Source organism: uncultured Psychrobacillus sp. (genome assembly GCF_938022135.1).
Lineage (GTDB): Bacteria > Bacillota > Bacilli > Bacillales_A > Planococcaceae > Psychrobacillus.
In genome coordinates this window covers 15,141-33,435 of sequence record NZ_CALIED010000035.1, presented here as the reverse complement: position 1 = coordinate 33,435, position 18,295 = coordinate 15,141, and the positions used below count along the sequence as shown (strand labels likewise).

General features: G+C 35.4%; 18 protein-coding genes. 11 read left to right on the top strand and 7 right to left on the bottom strand.

Annotated features, from left to right (window positions below; translation table 11 throughout):
• Window positions 1–31 precede the first annotated feature (31 nt).
• Window positions 32–499 (top strand): hypothetical protein, encoded by a 468-nt coding sequence (locus Q0371_RS07675; protein ID WP_298470026.1) that lies wholly within the window; start codon window positions 32–34, stop codon window positions 497–499.
• Between the two features lie 125 nt (window positions 500–624).
• Here the strand turns inward: Q0371_RS07675 and Q0371_RS07670 are convergent, their stop codons facing one another.
• From Q0371_RS07670 to Q0371_RS07660, 3 genes are all read right to left on the bottom strand, one after another.
• Complete coding sequence (locus Q0371_RS07670; RefSeq protein WP_298470024.1) at window positions 625–1,215, bottom strand: GNAT family protein; 591 nt, start codon at window positions 1,213–1,215, stop codon at window positions 625–627.
• Window positions 1,216–1,325: 110 nt separating this feature from the next.
• The gene (locus Q0371_RS07665) at window positions 1,326–1,637 is read right to left on the bottom strand and encodes a YjcQ family protein (RefSeq protein ID WP_298470022.1); all 312 of its coding nucleotides are present in this window, start codon (window positions 1,635–1,637) and stop codon (window positions 1,326–1,328) included.
• 53 nt (window positions 1,638–1,690) lie between these two features.
• Entirely contained in the window at window positions 1,691–2,653 is a 963-nt protein-coding gene (locus Q0371_RS07660) for an alpha/beta hydrolase (RefSeq protein ID WP_298470020.1), read from the bottom strand.
• 206 nt (window positions 2,654–2,859) lie between these two features.
• Here Q0371_RS07660 and Q0371_RS07655 point away from each other — a divergent pair, with 206 nt between their 5' ends.
• Genes Q0371_RS07655 through rbsB form a run of 6 tightly spaced genes read left to right on the top strand, consistent with a single transcriptional unit; the run spans window position 2,860 to window position 8,491 of the window.
• Window positions 2,860–3,843, top strand: a complete 984-nt coding sequence (locus Q0371_RS07655; protein ID WP_169360412.1) for a LacI family DNA-binding transcriptional regulator — start codon at window positions 2,860–2,862, stop codon at window positions 3,841–3,843.
• Entirely contained in the window at window positions 3,840–4,724 is an 885-nt protein-coding gene (gene rbsK / locus Q0371_RS07650) for a ribokinase (protein ID WP_169360413.1), read from the top strand. Before Q0371_RS07655 ends, rbsK begins: the two co-directional genes overlap by 4 nt.
• Window positions 4,721–5,110, top strand: coding sequence for a D-ribose pyranase (gene rbsD, locus Q0371_RS07645; RefSeq protein ID WP_169360414.1), 390 nt, complete (start codon window positions 4,721–4,723; stop codon window positions 5,108–5,110). The genes rbsK and rbsD overlap by 4 nt, the downstream gene beginning before the upstream one ends.
• Window positions 5,111–5,124: 14 nt before the next feature.
• A complete protein-coding gene (locus Q0371_RS07640; RefSeq protein ID WP_169360415.1) occupies window positions 5,125–6,621 on the top strand; it encodes a sugar ABC transporter ATP-binding protein in 1,497 nt (498 codons plus the stop codon).
• Window positions 6,608–7,549 (top strand): ribose ABC transporter permease, encoded by a 942-nt coding sequence (gene rbsC / locus Q0371_RS07635; protein WP_169360416.1) that lies wholly within the window; start codon window positions 6,608–6,610, stop codon window positions 7,547–7,549. The genes Q0371_RS07640 and rbsC overlap by 14 nt, the downstream gene beginning before the upstream one ends.
• A 15-nt stretch (window positions 7,550–7,564) precedes the next feature.
• Window positions 7,565–8,491 (top strand): ribose ABC transporter substrate-binding protein RbsB, encoded by a 927-nt coding sequence (gene rbsB, locus Q0371_RS07630; protein ID WP_169360417.1) that lies wholly within the window; start codon window positions 7,565–7,567, stop codon window positions 8,489–8,491.
• 100 nt (window positions 8,492–8,591) lie between these two features.
• Here rbsB and Q0371_RS07625 read toward each other — a convergent pair whose 3' ends face one another.
• From Q0371_RS07625 to Q0371_RS07615, 3 genes are all read right to left on the bottom strand, one after another.
• Window positions 8,592–8,852: a hypothetical protein gene (locus tag Q0371_RS07625; protein WP_298470013.1), complete on the bottom strand. Its 261-nt coding sequence runs from the start codon at window positions 8,850–8,852 to the stop codon at window positions 8,592–8,594.
• A 142-nt stretch (window positions 8,853–8,994) separates the two neighbouring features.
• Window positions 8,995–9,189 carry a hypothetical protein gene (locus tag Q0371_RS07620; RefSeq protein WP_169360419.1) on the bottom strand — a complete coding sequence of 65 codons (195 nt, stop codon included), beginning with the start codon at window positions 9,187–9,189 and terminating at the stop codon, window positions 8,995–8,997.
• Between the two features lie 85 nt (window positions 9,190–9,274).
• Window positions 9,275–9,718 carry an NUDIX domain-containing protein gene (locus Q0371_RS07615; RefSeq protein ID WP_298470011.1) on the bottom strand — a complete coding sequence of 148 codons (444 nt, stop codon included), beginning with the start codon at window positions 9,716–9,718 and terminating at the stop codon, window positions 9,275–9,277.
• Between the two features lie 326 nt (window positions 9,719–10,044).
• On the opposite strand from Q0371_RS07615, the gene Q0371_RS07610 reads away from it, so the two are divergent.
• Both Q0371_RS07610 and Q0371_RS07605 read left to right on the top strand, forming a co-directional pair.
• A complete protein-coding gene (locus tag Q0371_RS07610; RefSeq protein ID WP_298470009.1) occupies window positions 10,045–12,849 on the top strand; it encodes a CHASE3 domain-containing protein in 2,805 nt (934 codons plus the stop codon).
• A 12-nt stretch (window positions 12,850–12,861) separates the two neighbouring features.
• Window positions 12,862–13,719 (top strand): protein-glutamate O-methyltransferase CheR, encoded by an 858-nt coding sequence (locus tag Q0371_RS07605; protein WP_298470007.1) that lies wholly within the window; start codon window positions 12,862–12,864, stop codon window positions 13,717–13,719.
• 152 nt (window positions 13,720–13,871) lie between these two features.
• Here the strand turns inward: Q0371_RS07605 and Q0371_RS07600 are convergent, their stop codons facing one another.
• Window positions 13,872–15,008 (bottom strand): fused response regulator/phosphatase, encoded by a 1,137-nt coding sequence (locus Q0371_RS07600; RefSeq protein ID WP_169360423.1) that lies wholly within the window; start codon window positions 15,006–15,008, stop codon window positions 13,872–13,874.
• Between the two features lie 299 nt (window positions 15,009–15,307).
• On the opposite strand from Q0371_RS07600, the gene Q0371_RS07595 reads away from it, so the two are divergent.
• Window positions 15,308–17,089 carry a sensor histidine kinase gene (locus Q0371_RS07595; protein WP_298470005.1) on the top strand — a complete coding sequence of 594 codons (1,782 nt, stop codon included), beginning with the start codon at window positions 15,308–15,310 and terminating at the stop codon, window positions 17,087–17,089.
• Window positions 17,086–18,171 (top strand): helix-turn-helix domain-containing protein, encoded by a 1,086-nt coding sequence (locus Q0371_RS07590; protein ID WP_298470003.1) that lies wholly within the window; start codon window positions 17,086–17,088, stop codon window positions 18,169–18,171. The genes Q0371_RS07595 and Q0371_RS07590 overlap by 4 nt, the downstream gene beginning before the upstream one ends.
• Window positions 18,172–18,295 lie beyond the last annotated feature (124 nt).

Genomic DNA, 18,295 nt, shown 5'->3' with positions numbered 1-18,295 from the left:
CTAATCACTTACCAGGAAAGGATGATTGAATATGAAACAACTACTATCAAATAAAATGTCTATGCTTCTCCTTACAACTTTAGGAGCACTTTTACTGTTAGGTGCTTGTAGCGACGAGCCGAAGGAAGAAGAGGCAAAGGAAGAGAAAAAAGAAATGCTAGCCTACGTAAGAGACTTCGATCTACCAAATAAAAGTCTAATCATTGATGAAGTAGAGTGGATTGAGGAATCCGATACGGATCGTATCAAGGAACTAGGACTAGATACGGAAAAGGATTTAGCTACAGGATTTATGATTTACGATGAATCACAAAAGGCAGAAAGCTTAAAGCTAGCTGAAAATGCTGAGTTCTATTTGGTTAATCAAGACGATACAGCCAAACCAAAGCAAGTAGAGGAAAAGGAATTCGTTTCTTATTTAGCAGTTGTTAAAGGGCCATATGATATAACTTTAGAAGATGGAGTTGTAGTGAAGGTCTCTGAAAAATATACTCCGTAATAAAGAAAACACTTGGTAGCTTGAAATAGCAACCAAGTGTTTTTTGTTTTGTGGGTAAGGGAAGAGGCAGAGCTTGCATACATATCCCCAAGCTCAATTTACTTTGCTGCTATTTTCTCTAAGCGTTAGTGCAATAGAGAGGTTTCTTTAGATGTATTTATTATCTGTTTTTCTTCCCATTCTGCACGCAATATACCCATTTTAATTGCATCAAAATATTCACCGTCAACTATTCTAGCATTTCTTATTCGTGCTTCTTCTTTCATCCCAATTCTTTCTGCTACCTTCATCATCCTTACATTGCCTGACCACGTTGACATTCCTAACCGATGTAAATCAGTAGAACTAAATAAAAAGTCTATCCAGAGTTTATAAGCCTCAGTTCCATAGCCACCATTCCAGTAATTGTTATCATAAATGACTATTCCGGTTTCTAACCAATTCGTGTTTTGATCTACCCAATAAGAGCCTACCGTTCCAATTAGTTTATCTCCTACAAAAATGATTAGTGAATTGGGAGTGTTGGGTGCAATTTCATAGTCTTTATCCCAATTTATTTTAAACTCTTCTTTTGTTATTTTAGTCTCAGGTATGTAAGGGCCATTCCATTTCTTAGCTTCTTGTTTTTTATCTTCATACTTCCAATAATATAAGTCATCAATATCTTGTTGGTTAGCCTCTTTCAATTCAACTTTTTGTCCAATAATTTTTATCATATTTGTGAATTTCCTCCTTAACTTCTTTCAAATTAATATTAACATAATATTCAACTAGTTTTAGGGAGAGGGATTCTTGTATAAAGTCCTGTAAGTTGAAAAATGTGTATTTAAATTTCAAGCCATTCATTCACATTAGTCATGCCACAATATGTTTTATTCCAAGCAATGTGTTCTTTTAAGAATTCAACTCCTGCATTAGTAAGTTGTGGCAGTTTAAGTTCAACCGAGTGAATTGTTTCATCAAACCACTCATCATCACCATAGTAATAAATAGAAATCCCCTTTAGATATCCTACATCATCAATCGCTTCCATAATTTCAGCCCACATAAATAATTCTAAATTGTAATCTATATGATTAGGTATGCTCCCATTATTTATTTCAACCAATATACTGTACATCAATTTTTTCTTATTCAAGTTACTCCTCCTAAAAAACTCTTACCTTTTACATTACCGGCGTTATCTAAAAGCTAATCCATCCTCTTTATAAATCCCCTCACCTCATCACTCATGGTTTCTGATTGAGTCCAATGTAAATAATGATGACCCTCTAAAGGAACAAGCTTACTTAAAGTGCTGTTTTTTAATTGGGTTTCATAAAAGGTAATATTCGATTTACCGTCCTCATTTGTCTTTTCGGCGTCACTCGTAAATATCATGACAGGCAAATCTGGAGGAAAGGTAAGTTTCTTGGTTAACTCCATATTTTCTTGGATAAGGTTGGTTTCATTAATGACATTTCGGTTATATCCACTCCAGGATGAAATAAGCTTAGTCATTTTTAAGTTCTCTTTAGAATATGTATTTTCCGCTGCTATAGGTAAAAAACTATCAGGGGTAATGTACATAGCCAATCGCGCCAACCCACTAGGAGCAATAATGCTTAAAGCCTTTGGCATGGTGGGAGCGTCTTCTTCAAAGTACTCAAGAGCCTGGGGCAAGGTTGGATCAATGCCTATAATTGCTTTTATCTCTTCAGGGTACTTGTTCGCATAATACATGCTATAAACACCGGAAATAGAATGTGGCATGAGAATATATGGTTCTTGAATATCTAACTGTAATATAGCAGTCCTTATTTCCTCTGTGATGTTTTCCACGCTACGTTTTTTATCAGTTTTCTCACTCCAACCGTATCCAAATGGCTCTACAACAATAACTCTATTGTCTACTGATAGTTCTTTCACTAGTGGCTCGAAGTCAAGGGCAGGGGCAGCAGTTCCGAGTCCTGTTAATAAAACAATGGTGTTATCTCCTGCTCCTTTTTCATATACATGCATTTCTTTTCCATCTACCTCAACGTGTTGGCCGATTGCCTCATATTTGTTTTTTTCATATAAAGACATTAGCTGATGACCAACAAACCATAGAACAAATAGAGCAACCGCTCCTAAAACAATACGCTTCGTAATCTTCCATATCTTATAAATCATAGGTTTCATCCTTTAGTTTTATTTTTATATTCAATGAATATTACGAATAAATGGTCTTTAAGTTCCTTGAAGGCTAGAAAACCCACTGTTATACAACAAAAAGGTGCGGTAGGGAAAGTATAGTACAATTTTTTATTGACAGTTTGAAAACTCCTTGTTATATTGTGTGTAACCGGTTACACATTTAAAAGAGAAGGGGAAAACAGATGGCAAACATTAGAGACGTAGCAAAAGAAGCTGGTGTTTCCGTTGCTTCTGTATCCCGTTATTTAAATAGAAAAGGGTATATCAGTGAAGATACAAAGCTCAAGATTAAAAGAGCAATCGATAAATTAGAATATATACCAAACCAAGTAGCAAGATCTCTAACGACAAAACAAACAAACTTTATAGGGTTAATCGTTCCTGATATTATGAATCCATTCTTTCCAGAGCTTGCTCGAGCAGTGGAGGATATCGCATTATCCTATGGATACACAGTAGTTTTGTGTAATTCAGATGAAAAATCTGAAAAAGAAATACATTATATAGATACTTTAAAGCAAAAATATGTAGCAGGGTTTATCGTAACGACGAACCAGCTACGTGCAAGCCACTATGAAGATTTAAAAGTACCACTTGTGGCGTTAGATCGCATGATACATGAATCTATTCCGACCGTTTCTTCTAATAATATTGACGGAGCGTGTATGGGTACCAACTACTTGTTAGAAAAAGGCTGTCAAAATATCGTATTTATGCGAGGTCCTAAAGGTCTCGGTCCTGCTGATGATCGACTCACTGGATTTCTTAAGGCTGTAGAAGGAAAAAAGGTGCAAACTCATATTATCGAAAGTCCCTTTCACTTTGAAGAATCCGAGAAGATTGCAAGGACATTCTTAACAAATATCAAAGGTGTAGATGGCATATTTGCAAGCACGGATGTTTCTGCTGCCGGTGCTTTGAAGGCTGCACATTCATTAGGCATTAGCGTTCCTGATCAGCTACAAATTATGGGGTTTGATGGAATTTCACTTGGAGGAATGTTGACTCCAGGACTGACAACGGTAGCCCAAGACATTTACAAAATGGGTGCTTTGGCAACCCGTATACTTATTAAAATTATTGAAGAAATTGAAATAGAAGAAAGAGTAATTCAAGTACCTGTAGAGCTAGTGGAACGAGGAACGACAAGGAGTGGACAACGATGATTACAGTTATAGGCAGCATGAATATGGACATTGTAGTACAAACAGACAACTTTCCCGTCCAAGGGGAAACGGTTTTAGGACAACTCTTTACGACTATCCCCGGAGGCAAAGGAGCAAACCAGGCTGTTGCTGCAGCACGCTTAGGAAGCAATGTACATATGCTTGCTAGCGTTGGAACAGATAGCTTTGGAAGAGAATTATTAGAGGACCTGAAAGCAAATGGAGTAAATACCGATTCAGTTATGCAAACAGAGGAGGCTGCAACTGGAATCGCTAATATTTTATTATCCGAAGGCGATAACAGAATTATCGTCGTCCCTGGAGCAAACTATTTGTTAACTGAGGCAAACATCAAAAGGATGAAAGAAACAATTCAGCAAAGCAAGTTTGTGATCATGCAGCTAGAAATTCCAATTCCTGTGGTGAAATACACGCTAGAGCTTTGCCGAGAGTTAAACGTTCCTGTATTGCTTAACCCTGCGCCAGCTAGTGGTTTTCAGCTAGAATTTATGGACTATGTTGCCTATTTAACACCAAATGAAACGGAGTGTGAGCTAATATTTGGTCAAAATATGGAAGCAACTTTAGAGAAATATCCAAACAAGCTAATTGTGACGTTAGGTAGTGAAGGTGCTAGATATTTTGATGGAACGAAACATATACTCGTACCCGGATTTAAAACAACTGCAGTAGATACGACGGGTGCAGGTGATACATTTAACGGAGCACTCGCTCATGCACTTGGACAAAGTTTAAGTTTAGAAGAAGCGGTTCGTTACGCAAATGCATCTGCCTCTTTGTCTGTAGAAAAATTTGGTGCTCAAGGCGGTATGCCAAGCCATACGGAAGTAGTAAAAAGATTAGAGGGTGTTAGCAATTGAAAAAACATGGCATATTAAATCGTGATTTAGCTGGAATTTTTGCAAAGCTAGGACATACCGATCAAATTACAATAAGCGATTGTGGGTTACCAATCCCTGATGGCGTTACGTGCATCGATTTATCTTATATCCTTGGGAAACCATCATTCGATGAAATTTTAGCAGTTGTGTTAGACGATTTAGTAGTGGAAAAGGCGTATGTTGCAGCTGAGATGAAGACCGCTAATGCAAAAATGCACTATGTAGTGAATAAATCCATTGAACAAATTTCTGAAGTCTCACATGAGGAATTTAAAGCAATGACTAGACAATCTAAAGTTATTATAAGGACTGGTGAGGCTAGTCCTTATGCAAATATAATCTTACAAGCTGGTGTCATATTTTAAAGGTGGTGGAAGCAATGATTCAGATGACTGGTATTACAAAGGCCTTTAATGGAAATACGGTGTTAAATAATGTGGAATTCGAAATAGCACCAGGAGAAATTCATGCGCTAATGGGAGAGAACGGTGCAGGTAAGTCTACCTTGATGAAGATTCTTACAGGTATCTATACAAAAGATTCTGGTGAAATCACTATTAAAGGAAAACCTGTTGAATTTAAAAACCCAAAGGAAGCAGAGCAGGCTGGGATAGCTGTAATCCACCAAGAGCTTAATATTCTTCCAGATCTATCAGTGGCTGAAAACTTATTTCTTGGGAACGAAAAAACCCTTGGTAGATCGGGTATTTTAAAAACAAAAGAAATGAACAAGGCTGCTAGAGAGGTGCTACTAAGTCTGGGCTTAGATATAGACGTAAAGACGACTGCAAGAAATCTTTCAGTTGGTAAGCAGCAAATAGTTGAAATTGCAAAGGCCATTTCTTCTAATGCAGAGGTCATCATCATGGACGAGCCGACCGCAGCATTAACCGATAGAGAAATAGAGACACTTTTTGAGACTATTAGAGCATTGCAGGCGAAAGGTGTATCCTTCGTCTATATTTCCCATCGAATGGAAGAAATCTTTGCTATATGTGACCGCATCACTATTCTACGTGACGGAAGCTATGTAGGTGTTAGAAATATAAAAGAAACAAACTTTGATGAAATTGTACAAATGATGGTTGGGAGAGAGCTAGGCGGACGTTTTCCAGATAGAGAATCTAAAATTGGGGATGTAAAGCTAGTAGCAAAAAACTTAACTAGAAAAGGTTACTTCGAGGATATTTCGTTTGAGTTACGAAAAGGAGAAATACTTGGTATCGCTGGCCTAATGGGTGCAGGAAGAACAGAGGTAGTTCAATCCCTATTTGGTTATAAAAAGCTCGATAGTGGAGAGCTAATACTTGATGGTAAACAAGTGAAAATAAATACTCCGCAAGATGCGATAAAGCTCGGTTTCGGCTTCGTAACAGAGGATAGAAAATCTGAAGGATTGATTTTAGATTTCTCCGTAAAAGAAAATTTAGGTATTACAAATTTTAGTAAAATATCTAAAAATGGTGTTGTGAATACGCAAAAAGAAAAAAGCCTCTATGATTCCATGGTAAAAAGACTAGGTGTACGTACTTCTGGTCCAGATCAAACCGTTAAATCATTAAGTGGAGGGAATCAACAGAAGATAGTCATTGCCAAATGGCTAGGTATTGAGCCAGACATCTTAATATTGGATGAACCGACACGCGGTGTAGACGTAGGCGCGAAAAAAGAAATTTACTCCATTGTTAACACACTTGCAGAAAATGGAGTATCTATCATTATGGTATCCTCCGAGCTTCCTGAAATCATTGGAATGGTCGATCGAGTGCTCGTGATGCATGAAGGAAAGTTAACCGGTGAAGTTACCAAAGAAGAAATGACACAAGAAAAAATAATGCATTACGCTACCGGAGGGGACAAAGTTGCTAAAATCTAGTTCACAATCAGTACTACAAAAATTAGGACCGTTGCTAGGACTTATCTTACTAGTGGTCATCATCACTATATTAAGCCCAAATTTTTTAACCGTAAATAACTTAATGAATGTACTTAGACAGGTTTCTATTAATGCGCTTATCGCGTTTGGGATGACCTTCGTTATTTTAACTGGAGGGATTGATTTATCAGTTGGATCAATTTTAGCTCTGACAGGAGCAGTTACAGCAGGATTACTTGCTAGTGGAATGGATCCAATTTTAGCTATGCTAATAGGTCTTATTTTGGGAGCTGTTCTAGGAGCAATTAACGGAATTATTATCTCTAAAGGAAATGTTGCTCCATTTATCGCTACTTTAGCAACAATGACTATATACCGAGGATTGACATTAGTTTACACAGAAGGTAGACCAATATCAGGTTTAGGCGATTCTGTATCTTTTCAAATGATTGGGAAAGGATATTTCTTAGGAATACCTGTACCAGTCGTAACAATGGCTGTTGCATTTGGAGTTCTATATTTTATCTTGAAAAAGACGACATTTGGTCGTCGAGTTTATGCGGTAGGAGGTAACGAGGAGGCTTCTCGTCTTTCTGGTATTAAGGTTGGCCGTATTAAAATATATGTTTACGCATTAACAGGTGCACTAGCAGCACTTGCTTCTCTTATTTTAACGTCTCGTTTGAATTCAGCTCAGCCTACTGCAGGTAACATGTTTGAACTAGATGCCATTGCAGCGGTAGTACTTGGTGGTACAAGCTTAACAGGTGGTCGTGGTTGGATTGTTGGTACTTTAATCGGGGCACTTATAATCGGTGTCTTGAATAATGGTCTAAATTTAATTGGGGTATCCTCCTTCTTCCAGCAAGTGGTGAAGGGTGCAGTTATATTATTAGCAGTATTAATCGATCGTAAAAAAACAGCATAAAGGAGAAATAACTTCATGAAAAAACTTTATTTTGCTTTACTGTTAATCGTATCAATGTTTCTAGCAGCATGTTCATTGGATTCACCTGGCTCTGAGAAATCTGATTCTGAAAAAGGATCCACTGGTTCAGAGGGTGATTACAAAATTGGTTTATCTGTTTCAACTTTAAACAATCCATTTTTCGTAACATTAAGTGATGGAGCAGAAGCGAAGGCTAAGGAATTGGGTGCAGCCGTAACGGTAGTAGATGCACAGGATAATGCTTCTAAACAAGCAAGTGATGTAGAGGATTTAATCCAACAAGGAGTAGACTTGATTATTATTAATCCAGTTGACTCTCAAGCGGTAGTTTCATCTGTGGAATCTGCAAATGCAGCTAATATTCCGGTAGTAACAGTTGACCGTAGCTCAGAGGGTGGAGAAATTGTAGCTCATATCGCATCAGATAACGTTGCAGGTGGAGAGCTTGCAGGTGAATACTTACTTGAATTAGTTGGAGAAGGTTCAGCTGTAGTTGAATTAGAAGGTGTTGCAGGATCTTCTGCTGCTCGTGACCGCGGAGAAGGATTTAACAATGTTGCCGATGGTAAATTAGACGTAGTAGCAAAGCAAACTGCTAACTTTAACCGTGCAGAAGGCTTAACGGTAATGGAAAACATTCTTCAAGCTAATCCAGACATCAAAGGTGTATTTGCTCACAATGATGAAATGGCACTAGGAGCTTTAGAAGCAATCGAATCTGCAGGAAAAGACATTATTGTCATCGGTTTTGATGCTACTGATGATGCTGTAAAATCTGTAGAAAATGGTAAGCTTGCTGGTACAATTGCACAAAAGCCAGAACAAATTGGTGAAAAGGCAATGGAAGCAGCTATCAAAGCATTAAAAGGAGAAGAAGTGGAAGCTTCTATCCCGGTTGACTTAGAGTTAATCAAAAAATAATATGTAAAAGACTGCATACCCACTCAAAGAAATTTGAGGCGTGTATGCAGTTTTTTTATGTATATGATAAAGGTAGATGTTGATTTAAAAGCCTCCCTCATTAGTTAAAAATGAAGATGTAAATTATAATCAGCAAGGAAATCGCTATGATAGATTTAATCCATAATATTTTTTTACTTATACCAGCTTTCCCTTCAAGATAATTTAAGTAAATCATTGTTAAAGGAAAACCTACCAATGCAAATGAAGCATTCCCACCGACGGTTTCAACATATTTGAATAATCCTACTAAAATAACGAGAAGTCCTAGTGTACCAATAGCCATATTAAAATATAAAGTGCCTCTATCCTTTTCCTCCATTTATTTTCCCCCAGTTTTATATCTCTATTTACTATTCTAACTTTAAAAATTATTCCTTCTCAACTTAATTACAAGTCTAGTTTATTAAAGTCCTTACTCCTAATTGAAGTAAAGATACCCTGTTAGTTGAAAAGGAAATATTTTATATACTTCCCATTACGGAATAAATAAATAATAATGCCAAAGCAGTTCCCATTACATATTTGGAAACCTGTTTAAGTCTATCACTTTCATATGTCTTGGTTAACAAGTAAAAAAATCCGACTACCCAGATACCATCTAAGAAAAATTTAGAAATTATATTTCTAAACATATTAAAATAGAAAAATGCGTCCATTAATATTCCTCCCATACCTAAAATATTTTATTGCATTTAACTGAACTACTTCTTGAAGGAAAGTACCCGGTAGTTTAATAAGGAATCACTCATAAGTCTTTTCTCTTTTGATATGTTTAATAAAATTATCACCTGAAACAATAATATCCAAAATTCCTTCCGGATAGAATGGTCTTTCGCTTATTTGAGAAATTGTACGCCAAACAAGCTTGATACTTGGTACTTCTTTATGCAAAAGATAATTCATTGTATTATTACTTGAACACCAATGGATTAAGGTGCAATCATGCCTTCTCTTCCCATCATACAGAATAATACTTTCACAAATACAAGCAAGTTGGCCAATATTCAAAGCTAAATCAAATTCTTCAATTAGCTCCCTTTTTATAGCTTCACCTGCTGTTTCACCGAATTCTATACTTCCACCTGGAAGACGGTAAAAACTTTCAACAAAATCACATTGCACAAGAATTTCCGTCTTATCTTCATTAACGATAATCCCTTCAGCCCTTAACAAAGGCAGATTCACATAACCAGCTCCTTAATTGTTGTATATTCACCTTCTACCTCTCTATTCAAAAACCCTTTCAACTAAATTGCATCTTTAGTTGAAGTGTAACATTTCAAAACAAACAATCTTATGGAAAATAAACTACCCTTTAACGTATTCTTTTATATATATAGTGCGTTGTGCTGAATAAAATTACCTAGTATCCAAGCCTATTTCCATTTCAAATCTCACATACATAAATATAGTTAATTAGTAAATAAATAATAAGGGGAAAAACTGTTATTTTATATCCATTTCATATACTATTAATAGAGTGAAAAACTATAAAAAGGTAGGAATTAAACATGGGGGATAAATTAAAGCTCGGCCTACGTTCTAAAATTACTGTCGGCTACATTATTATTATTGTATGTTTATTTGCTTCCGTTATCATATTAAACAGTCAAATTCGTTCACTCCAACAAGAGAGAAATAATTTAATAAAATATAATACTGAAGTTGAAACATTGACAAATAATGTAGAAAAATATGTTATGGATATGCAAGCTGGTCAGCGAGGCTTCATCATCACAGGTAATGAAAGTTATTTGGAGCCATACTATAAGGCTGAAGAGCAATGGCAGTTAGAGTTTGAACAGCTCTATAACTTATTAAAGGACAAGCCAAATCAGCAAGAAAAGCTAGCAGAGGTTAAAGGGACCATTGAAGTATGGATGGCAGAAGCAGGCGAACGCGCCATCGTATTTAAAAGAAATAACGATGACGAATCAATTCAGCAGTTCTATGCAAATGATCGCGGTAGAGAATATATGCAATCTATTCGAAACCAATTCAATGAGTTTAGAGAGATTGAAAGAGACTCGGCACAAAATGATGCTCAGAAATTAGATGATCGAAATAATATGCTGACTATAGCGTTATTCGGTATTTTATTATTTGTATCAGCTATTGCGATAACGATGGCTAGTCAGATTTCTAAATCAATCGTCAAAACGGTTAAAGATGTTACGGACACTATTAAAAAGATAGCATCCGAGAACGGAGACCGTAAAGAGAGAATAGTTGTTACTACAAATGACGAGATTAGAGACTTAGCAGATGCAACAAATGAGTTATTAGATAATCTAGAAGATAGAGAATGGCTACAAACAAGTCTTGCAGAAACAGTAACGAAATATCAAGGAGTAGGATCCATTGATAAGCTTGCTCGTGTATTTATGTCCGAGATATCTAAACTGACCAATTCTTCTTATGGAGCATTTTACGTGAGAGAGTCTAACGAGCAAGAAACACGTTTTGTGAAGAAAGCTGCTTTTGCTGATTCTAATCCAGAAAAAGAGATTGGAAGAGAAAGCTTCCGTTTAGGACAAGGACTAGTTGGACAATGTGCCCTTGAGAGCAAGGCATTTGTTTTCAATGAAATTCCAAACGATTATCGTTTCATTTCTACTGGACTTGGTGAAGTACCACCAAAAAGTATATTTATAGTTCCAATTTTGTTTGAGGGTGAAGTAATAGCAGTGCTAGAACTAGCCACTATGTCTCAGTATGACAAACTTCAGCAACAGCTTGTAACACAGATAGTCGAAACGTTTGGTTTATCTGTTAACAGTGTAATGGGCCGTATGGAAATTGTACGACTTCTAAACGAATCTAGAGCAATGACAGAAGAATTACAAGCACAATCAGAAGAACTACAAACTCAATCTGAGGAGCTTCAAACACAATCGGAAGAGCTTCAAATGCAAACAGAAGAACTAACTCAAATAAATGAACAGTTAGAAGAACGAACAAAGGATGCAGAGGCTAAAACAGAGGAACTAGAAAAGATTCGTCAAGAATTGGAAGATAAAGCAGAACAGTTAACGCTTCATTCCAATTATAAATCAGAGTTTCTAGCAAATATGTCACATGAATTACGAACACCATTGAACAGTATTTTAATACTGTCAGAAATGCTTTCAGAAAACGGAAAAGAGAACTTAACTGAAGACGAGGTAGAGTTTGCGAGAGTTATTCATTCGTCTGGTGAAGATCTTCTATCCTTGATCAATGATATTTTAGATCTTTCCAAAGTAGAAGCAGGGAAGATTGACGTATTATTTGAGGAAGTTAATTTAAGCGAGCTTCCGACTCAAATGGATCATATATTCTCACCGGTTGCACAAAAGAAAAACCTAGAGTTCCATGTTACGAAGGAACAAGATGTACCGGATATTTTCTTCACAGATGAAAAACGATTCCAACAAATTATTAAAAATTTATTATCAAATGCATTTAAGTTTACTGAAAAAGGGTCCGTAGATTTATCAATCAAGCAATTGGAAGCTAAAAAACAAACTAAACAAATGCAAGAAATCAGTAAAGAATGGATTGAGATTTCCATCACTGATACTGGAATAGGTATTCCTAAAGATAAGCATGACCTAATCTTTGAATCATTCCAGCAAGCAGATGGTGCAACAGTTCGCAAATACGGAGGAACTGGTTTAGGATTATCTATTTGTAGAGAGTTTGCTAATCTCCTTGGAGGTTGGATTACTCTTCAAAGCGAGGAAGGGTTAGGTAGTACCTTTACTCTAGTTGTACCAAGTCTTCCTAATGGTCCTATTATGGAGCAGATACACTTAGGTCTAGAAGAAGTAGCTCTTACAGACCATTCTGTGGAAGAAGTCCAAGAAGTAGTGGAGGAACATCCAACACTGGAAGAGCAAGAACAGAAGATAAAAGCCCAAGAAGAAAAGCTGGAGTCTCTACCTGAGGATGCAAATGTATTCTCAAATAAAAACGTATTAATAGTAGACGATGATTATAGAAACATTTATGCACTGAAAACAGCTTTAGAAAGAAGAGGTATTAATATTCTTGTTGCGAAAGACGGCTTAGAATGCTTAGATATAGTTCAAAGTAACTCAGAAATAGATGTGGTACTCATGGATATCATGATGCCTAATATGGATGGATATGAGACAATGTCTAGAATTAGAAATGAACTATCTCTAACGGAATTACCGATTATCGCATTGACTGCCAAAGCGATGAAAAATGATAGAGATAAATGTCTAGAAGCAGGAGCTTCTGATTACATTAGTAAACCATTAAATCTAGATCAATTATTCTCAGTTCTTCGAGTTTGGTTAGCATCTTAAGGGAGTAATGATATGGACAATTATTATGAAAATGGGGAGCTCGAGGGAGTTAATATTCAGTATGAGGAAATGGAAGTAGATTTCCTTCTAGAAGCTATATATCGGTTATCAGGATTTGATTTTAGACAGTACAATAAATCTTCTATTTCACGTCGAATACACAATCGAATGAAAATAAATGGCATTTCTACAATAACGGGCTTGCTAGAAAAAGTTATCCATGAAGAGGGTTACTTAGAGCAGTTGTTGAATGACTTTTCGATTAATGTAACAGAAATGTTCCGTAATCCAAGCTTTTTTAAGGCGTTTAGGGAAGAAGTAGTTCCAATTCTAAGAGAATACCCTGAAATCCGCATATGGCATGCAGGTTGTGCAACTGGGGAAGAGGTATACTCGATGGCTATCTTATTAGAAGAAGAAGGTCTGAAGGATAAAGCAGTTATTTATGCCACTGATATGAACGAGCAAGTGTTAGAAAAGGCTAGCAAGGGGATTTTCCCAATTCAAAAGATGCAAGCATATACGAAAAACTATATGCTTGCCGGTGGGAGCAAAGCCTTTTCTGAATACTATAAGGCAGACTATCAACATGCTTACTTTCATCCATCACTTTTAGAAAATATTATCTTTGCCCAGCATAATCTAGTAACTGATCAGTCATTCAATGAATTTCATGTAATCATTTGCCGGAATGTACTCATTTACTTTAACTCTGAATTACAGGAGCAAGTGCAGGAATTGTTTTATCAAAGCTTAAGTCCCGCAGGAGTTTTAGGCTTAGGTGATAAAGAAACCTTGAAGTTTTCGCGTGTAATGGAAAACTATCAAGAATTAGTTGGTAGCGAAAGAATCTATCAACGATTTAAATAAAAAGAGGAAAACGTGAAATCAAGATGTTTGATTTCACTTTTTTTGAAGTTAAAAGATCTTATCACATAGCTAATTTTTGTCGGTATTAAAAAAAGTAACATTAAAAAAGCTTCGAAGATTTATTGTTTGTAAAATCTTCGAAGCTTCTTATTTTATTTACACTGAATCATTAAGACACACATGTCATCCGGTTGATCCTGTTGTTTTTCCTTCGGTAATAGATTGTCAATTAAAGCATGAGAATGATCCCATTTTTTAGATGTTAATATTTCAATTTGCTTTTCAGACTCTATCTCATCTGGTCCCATTCCTTCTAGAACACCATCTGTGTATAAAACAATTTGAATATCCTTTTCATAGGTAATGACTTCTTTCTTCACTTCAATTTCATCAAAGAATCCAACTGCACAGCAGCTTTTACTTATAGGTACAACCTTTTCATCATCAATTAAAGCAAATCCAGGTGGATGCCCCGCATTGACGTATTCTATCGTTTTTTGATCCGTATCTACAACCATATAAACAGCTGTAAAATAATATGGTATGCCCACCTTTTCATTATGTATCAAAACCATATAGCGATTTAGCTCTTTAATTACAAGCTCTGGCTCTACTAATTGTTTAATGGCCTCTCTTAAAACAGAGGATATGAACATACATACTAGGGAAGCAGATATACCATGCCCCATCATATCTAGTAATATAACAGCATATCGATTGTCACTTATTTTATGCCAATAATACATATCTCCGGCTAAATTAAAGGAAGGGAGGTAGGACACTTCGATTTGAATATCATCTCTTTTTAGAGGAGGGCTTAAAAGGCTTCTTTGCACATGAGTGGCCAAATCCAATTCATACTGGATTTTGTTTTCATGCTGCTTATGCCAATCTAACTCTGCTTTTAAACGAAGGGCTACTCTAATTCTAGCTAATAGCTCTACTTTGTTGATCGGCTTCGTTATATAATCACTGCCACCGACATCCAATGCCTCTGCTAATTTCTTCTTATCCTCTAAGGCTGTTACAAAAATTATTTGGATATCCTTATATCTTTCTTGCTGTTTAATTCGTCTACAAGCTTCAAGTCCATCTATTTCAGGCATCATAATATCTAGTAAAATTAAATCTACCGAATTACAGGTTGGATTCTGCTCATTGATCTGTAAATAGTCAAATAGCTCCTGGGCTGATTTAAGAGATACTGTATCTTTATAACCAGCACTATCTAACATTTTTTCTATTACAAATAGATTGACCGTGTTGTCATCTACTAGTAAAATCGTCATCGCTTTTTCCCCCTGTAGCTAATAAAGCCAATCTAAGTTTATATACGAAATCTTCTTCCCTTTTTATTATACAAAAGATTATACACATGGGGTATTTAAATGACTTTAAATGACAAATATTAACACGGGGTATATTTCTCTAGCTTATCTCTGGCGCCGCATGAAATTTGTAGTTGAAAGGTAAATTTCTATTTATAAAGTTGACTAATTTATGTAATACATTTTTTGTAAGAAAAATATGGTATACTTCGTAAAAAATGTATTTGATTATTATAAATAGATGGTGGTTGATAAAAAGTATGTTAAAAAAATTAATGGGGTTAAAGTTACAGACAAAGTTAATGTTATTTTTCGCGTTGATTACACTTATTCCGTTAATTTCTTTAGGATTTCTTACGTATCAGGTGTCTTCCAACATGATGAAGGAAGAAATAAGCAAGGGAATTATGGAAAACCTCAATCAAGTTAATAAAAATCTAGCATTTTTCTCTAAAGACGTTGAACAGCTTAGTAATTATATATACCGTTCGGAAGTAGTACAGGAAAAACTAGCTAAGAGCACTGACAGAGACAATTTAGAAAAGTATCATGACTTCGAGGAAATCAATGATTTGTTCGATTCGATTCTAGGAACAAAAACTTGGTCTATTAATCTATACATTTTAGGTCTAAACGGAGACCGTTATTTTACAGGGGATTATCTGCCTCTTTCCTACAACCAAATTTCAGAAAACTGGGGTTTAATTCGAAAAGCTAAAGATGCTAATGGTGCTGTAGTTTGGGATACACACTATACAATCAAGCATTTAGAAGAACAAGAGGTAGTATTACGTGTTGGTCGTCAACTTAAAAATGAAAAAAATGAACCAATTGGCTATCTAATTATTGATGTATTAGAGCCATCTATTGCAGCATTATACTATTCTAATAATCATAACCCTATTAATCAAATGTACCTTCTAGACTCTGAAGGCTATATTATTTCTAGTAATACTAGTAAAATAACGATCGGTACTAAATTGTCTCATGACTCTTTAGAGTATATTTTAGAAAGTCAAAGGGGTTTCTTTGAAACAGAGATAAATAGAAAGAATTATATGGCTATCTACGATACACACGCAGATACTCATTATAAAGTAGTTAGTTACGTTCCAGAAAATGAAATAATAAAAAGTAGTCTTACAATAAAATACCTGACCCTATTGTTAATAGTTATTGTATTTATTATTGCTAGTTGGTTTACATATATATTCACTAATACAATTACTTCCCCTATTAATCACCTTAAGTCAATAATGAGAAAAGTAGAAGAAGGTAATTTAGATGTACAATTTGAATCTAAATATACAGATGAAGTAAGTGAACTAGGTCGAAATTTTAATATTATGATAAGTAAGCTAAAGAATTCAATAAATGAAAGCTTAGAGAAGAAAGTTAGATTACAGCAAGCGGAGGTAAAAGCTTTACGAGCTCAGATTAATCCACACTTTTTGTACAATACATTAGAAACCATGAGTGCTATTGCAAAAATAAAAAATGTTAGGATGATAAGTGATTTAGCAATAGCACTGGGAGAAATGATGAGATATTCCTTAAAAAAAGATAGTGAACTAGTAAGCTTAGAAGAGGAACTTTTCCTGTTAGAACGCTACTTATTCATTCAAAGGACTAGATTCCAAACAAAGGTAGAAATAAACGTATTAGTTGAAGAAGATTCAAAAAATCTTATGCTCCCGCCTTTGTTAATTCAACCACTAGTGGAAAATGCTTTTATCCATGGACTAGAGCCCAAGATAGGAAAAGGTGAGTTATTTATACACATATTCAAAGAAAAAGAATACCTCATGATAGAAATAAGAGACGATGGTGTAGGTATGGATGAAGAAAAGTTAAGAGATCTACATCTTCTTCTTGAAACTAAAAAAGTTCCACTGAACATAGGTATTGGTCTGGAGAATGTCTTTAAAAGGATTTATTTATACTATAGTGAAGACTATGGTTTATCTATTAAGAGTAAAAAAAATGAAGGGACTACTATTCTTATAAAGCTACCAGTTACGCATAGGGAGGATAAAGCATGACTAAGATGGTAATTGCTGATGACGAATGGCTAATACGAGAAAGTATAATTCATGGAATAGAGTGGGCTGATTTAGGTGTTGAGATTGTAGGGGTCTGTTCAGATGGTTTGGAAGCATTGGACAATATTATAGAAACAGAGCCTCATATACTTTTAACAGATATTCGAATGCCTGGATTAAACGGATTAGAACTAATAAAGGCAGCTAAAATAAGAATTCCTCATTTAAAGACAGTTATTATTTCTGGATTTAGTGAATTCGAGTATGCTCAGCAAGCCTTAAAGATAGGGGTGGATGATTATTTATTAAAGCCAATCATTGACCAAGACTTAGTTAATATTATAAGTAAACTCTCAAGTCAATCTATAGCTGAATTAAAGGGAAGTCCAGATAAAGTAAATAACGATCTACTAAGGATATTACTAAGGGAGATAGAACCGGGCGACTTTATGGAAAAACAAAATATTAAAGGGAAGTTTGCTGTAATATGTTGGGATGGTAAAACTTCTTTGGGATTAAAAATAAGTGAACCAGGTGTACGAATTTTACCTGGAGGAATTATGTTCATAGAAGAGGCAAATAGTAAGGTGGATTTTTTAAAGAACCTAAACCAGTTGTTTGTGAAAGATAACATACTCGCCGGGGGCAGTAGTTTTTCAAACAATTTCGAGGATCTACCTAAACTTTTAAAACAGGCACAGTGGGCAAGGGAACAAAATAGAGGCAGCCAAAGATATGGTTTATCAATGCAAGAAGAGACAAATTCCCCAATTAATATAGAAGAAGTATTTGAATATATAAATAATCATTATCAAGAACCAATCACGTTGCAATCCCTCGCGAGTAAGTTTTTTATATCAGATAGTTATTTTAGCCGTATTTTTAAGCAACATACTGGTAAAAACTTTATCGAATACCTAACTGTATACCGAATAGAGATTGCTAAAAATATGCTTGCTTACTCAGGTATGAAGCCAAGTGAAGTCTGTAAAGCCGTTGGGTATACTGATCAACGCTATTTTAGTCAAATTTTTAAAAAAATCACAGGTACTACACCTTCTCAGTTTAAAAATAAAAGATGAAAAGATAGAGATACCTGTGGTAAATAAGCATTTTCACACTCCCTAGATATTTAGGGGGTATTTTTATGTGGAATATGAAAAAATTTAAACAGTTATGAAATAACACCTCATTGTAAACGCTTGC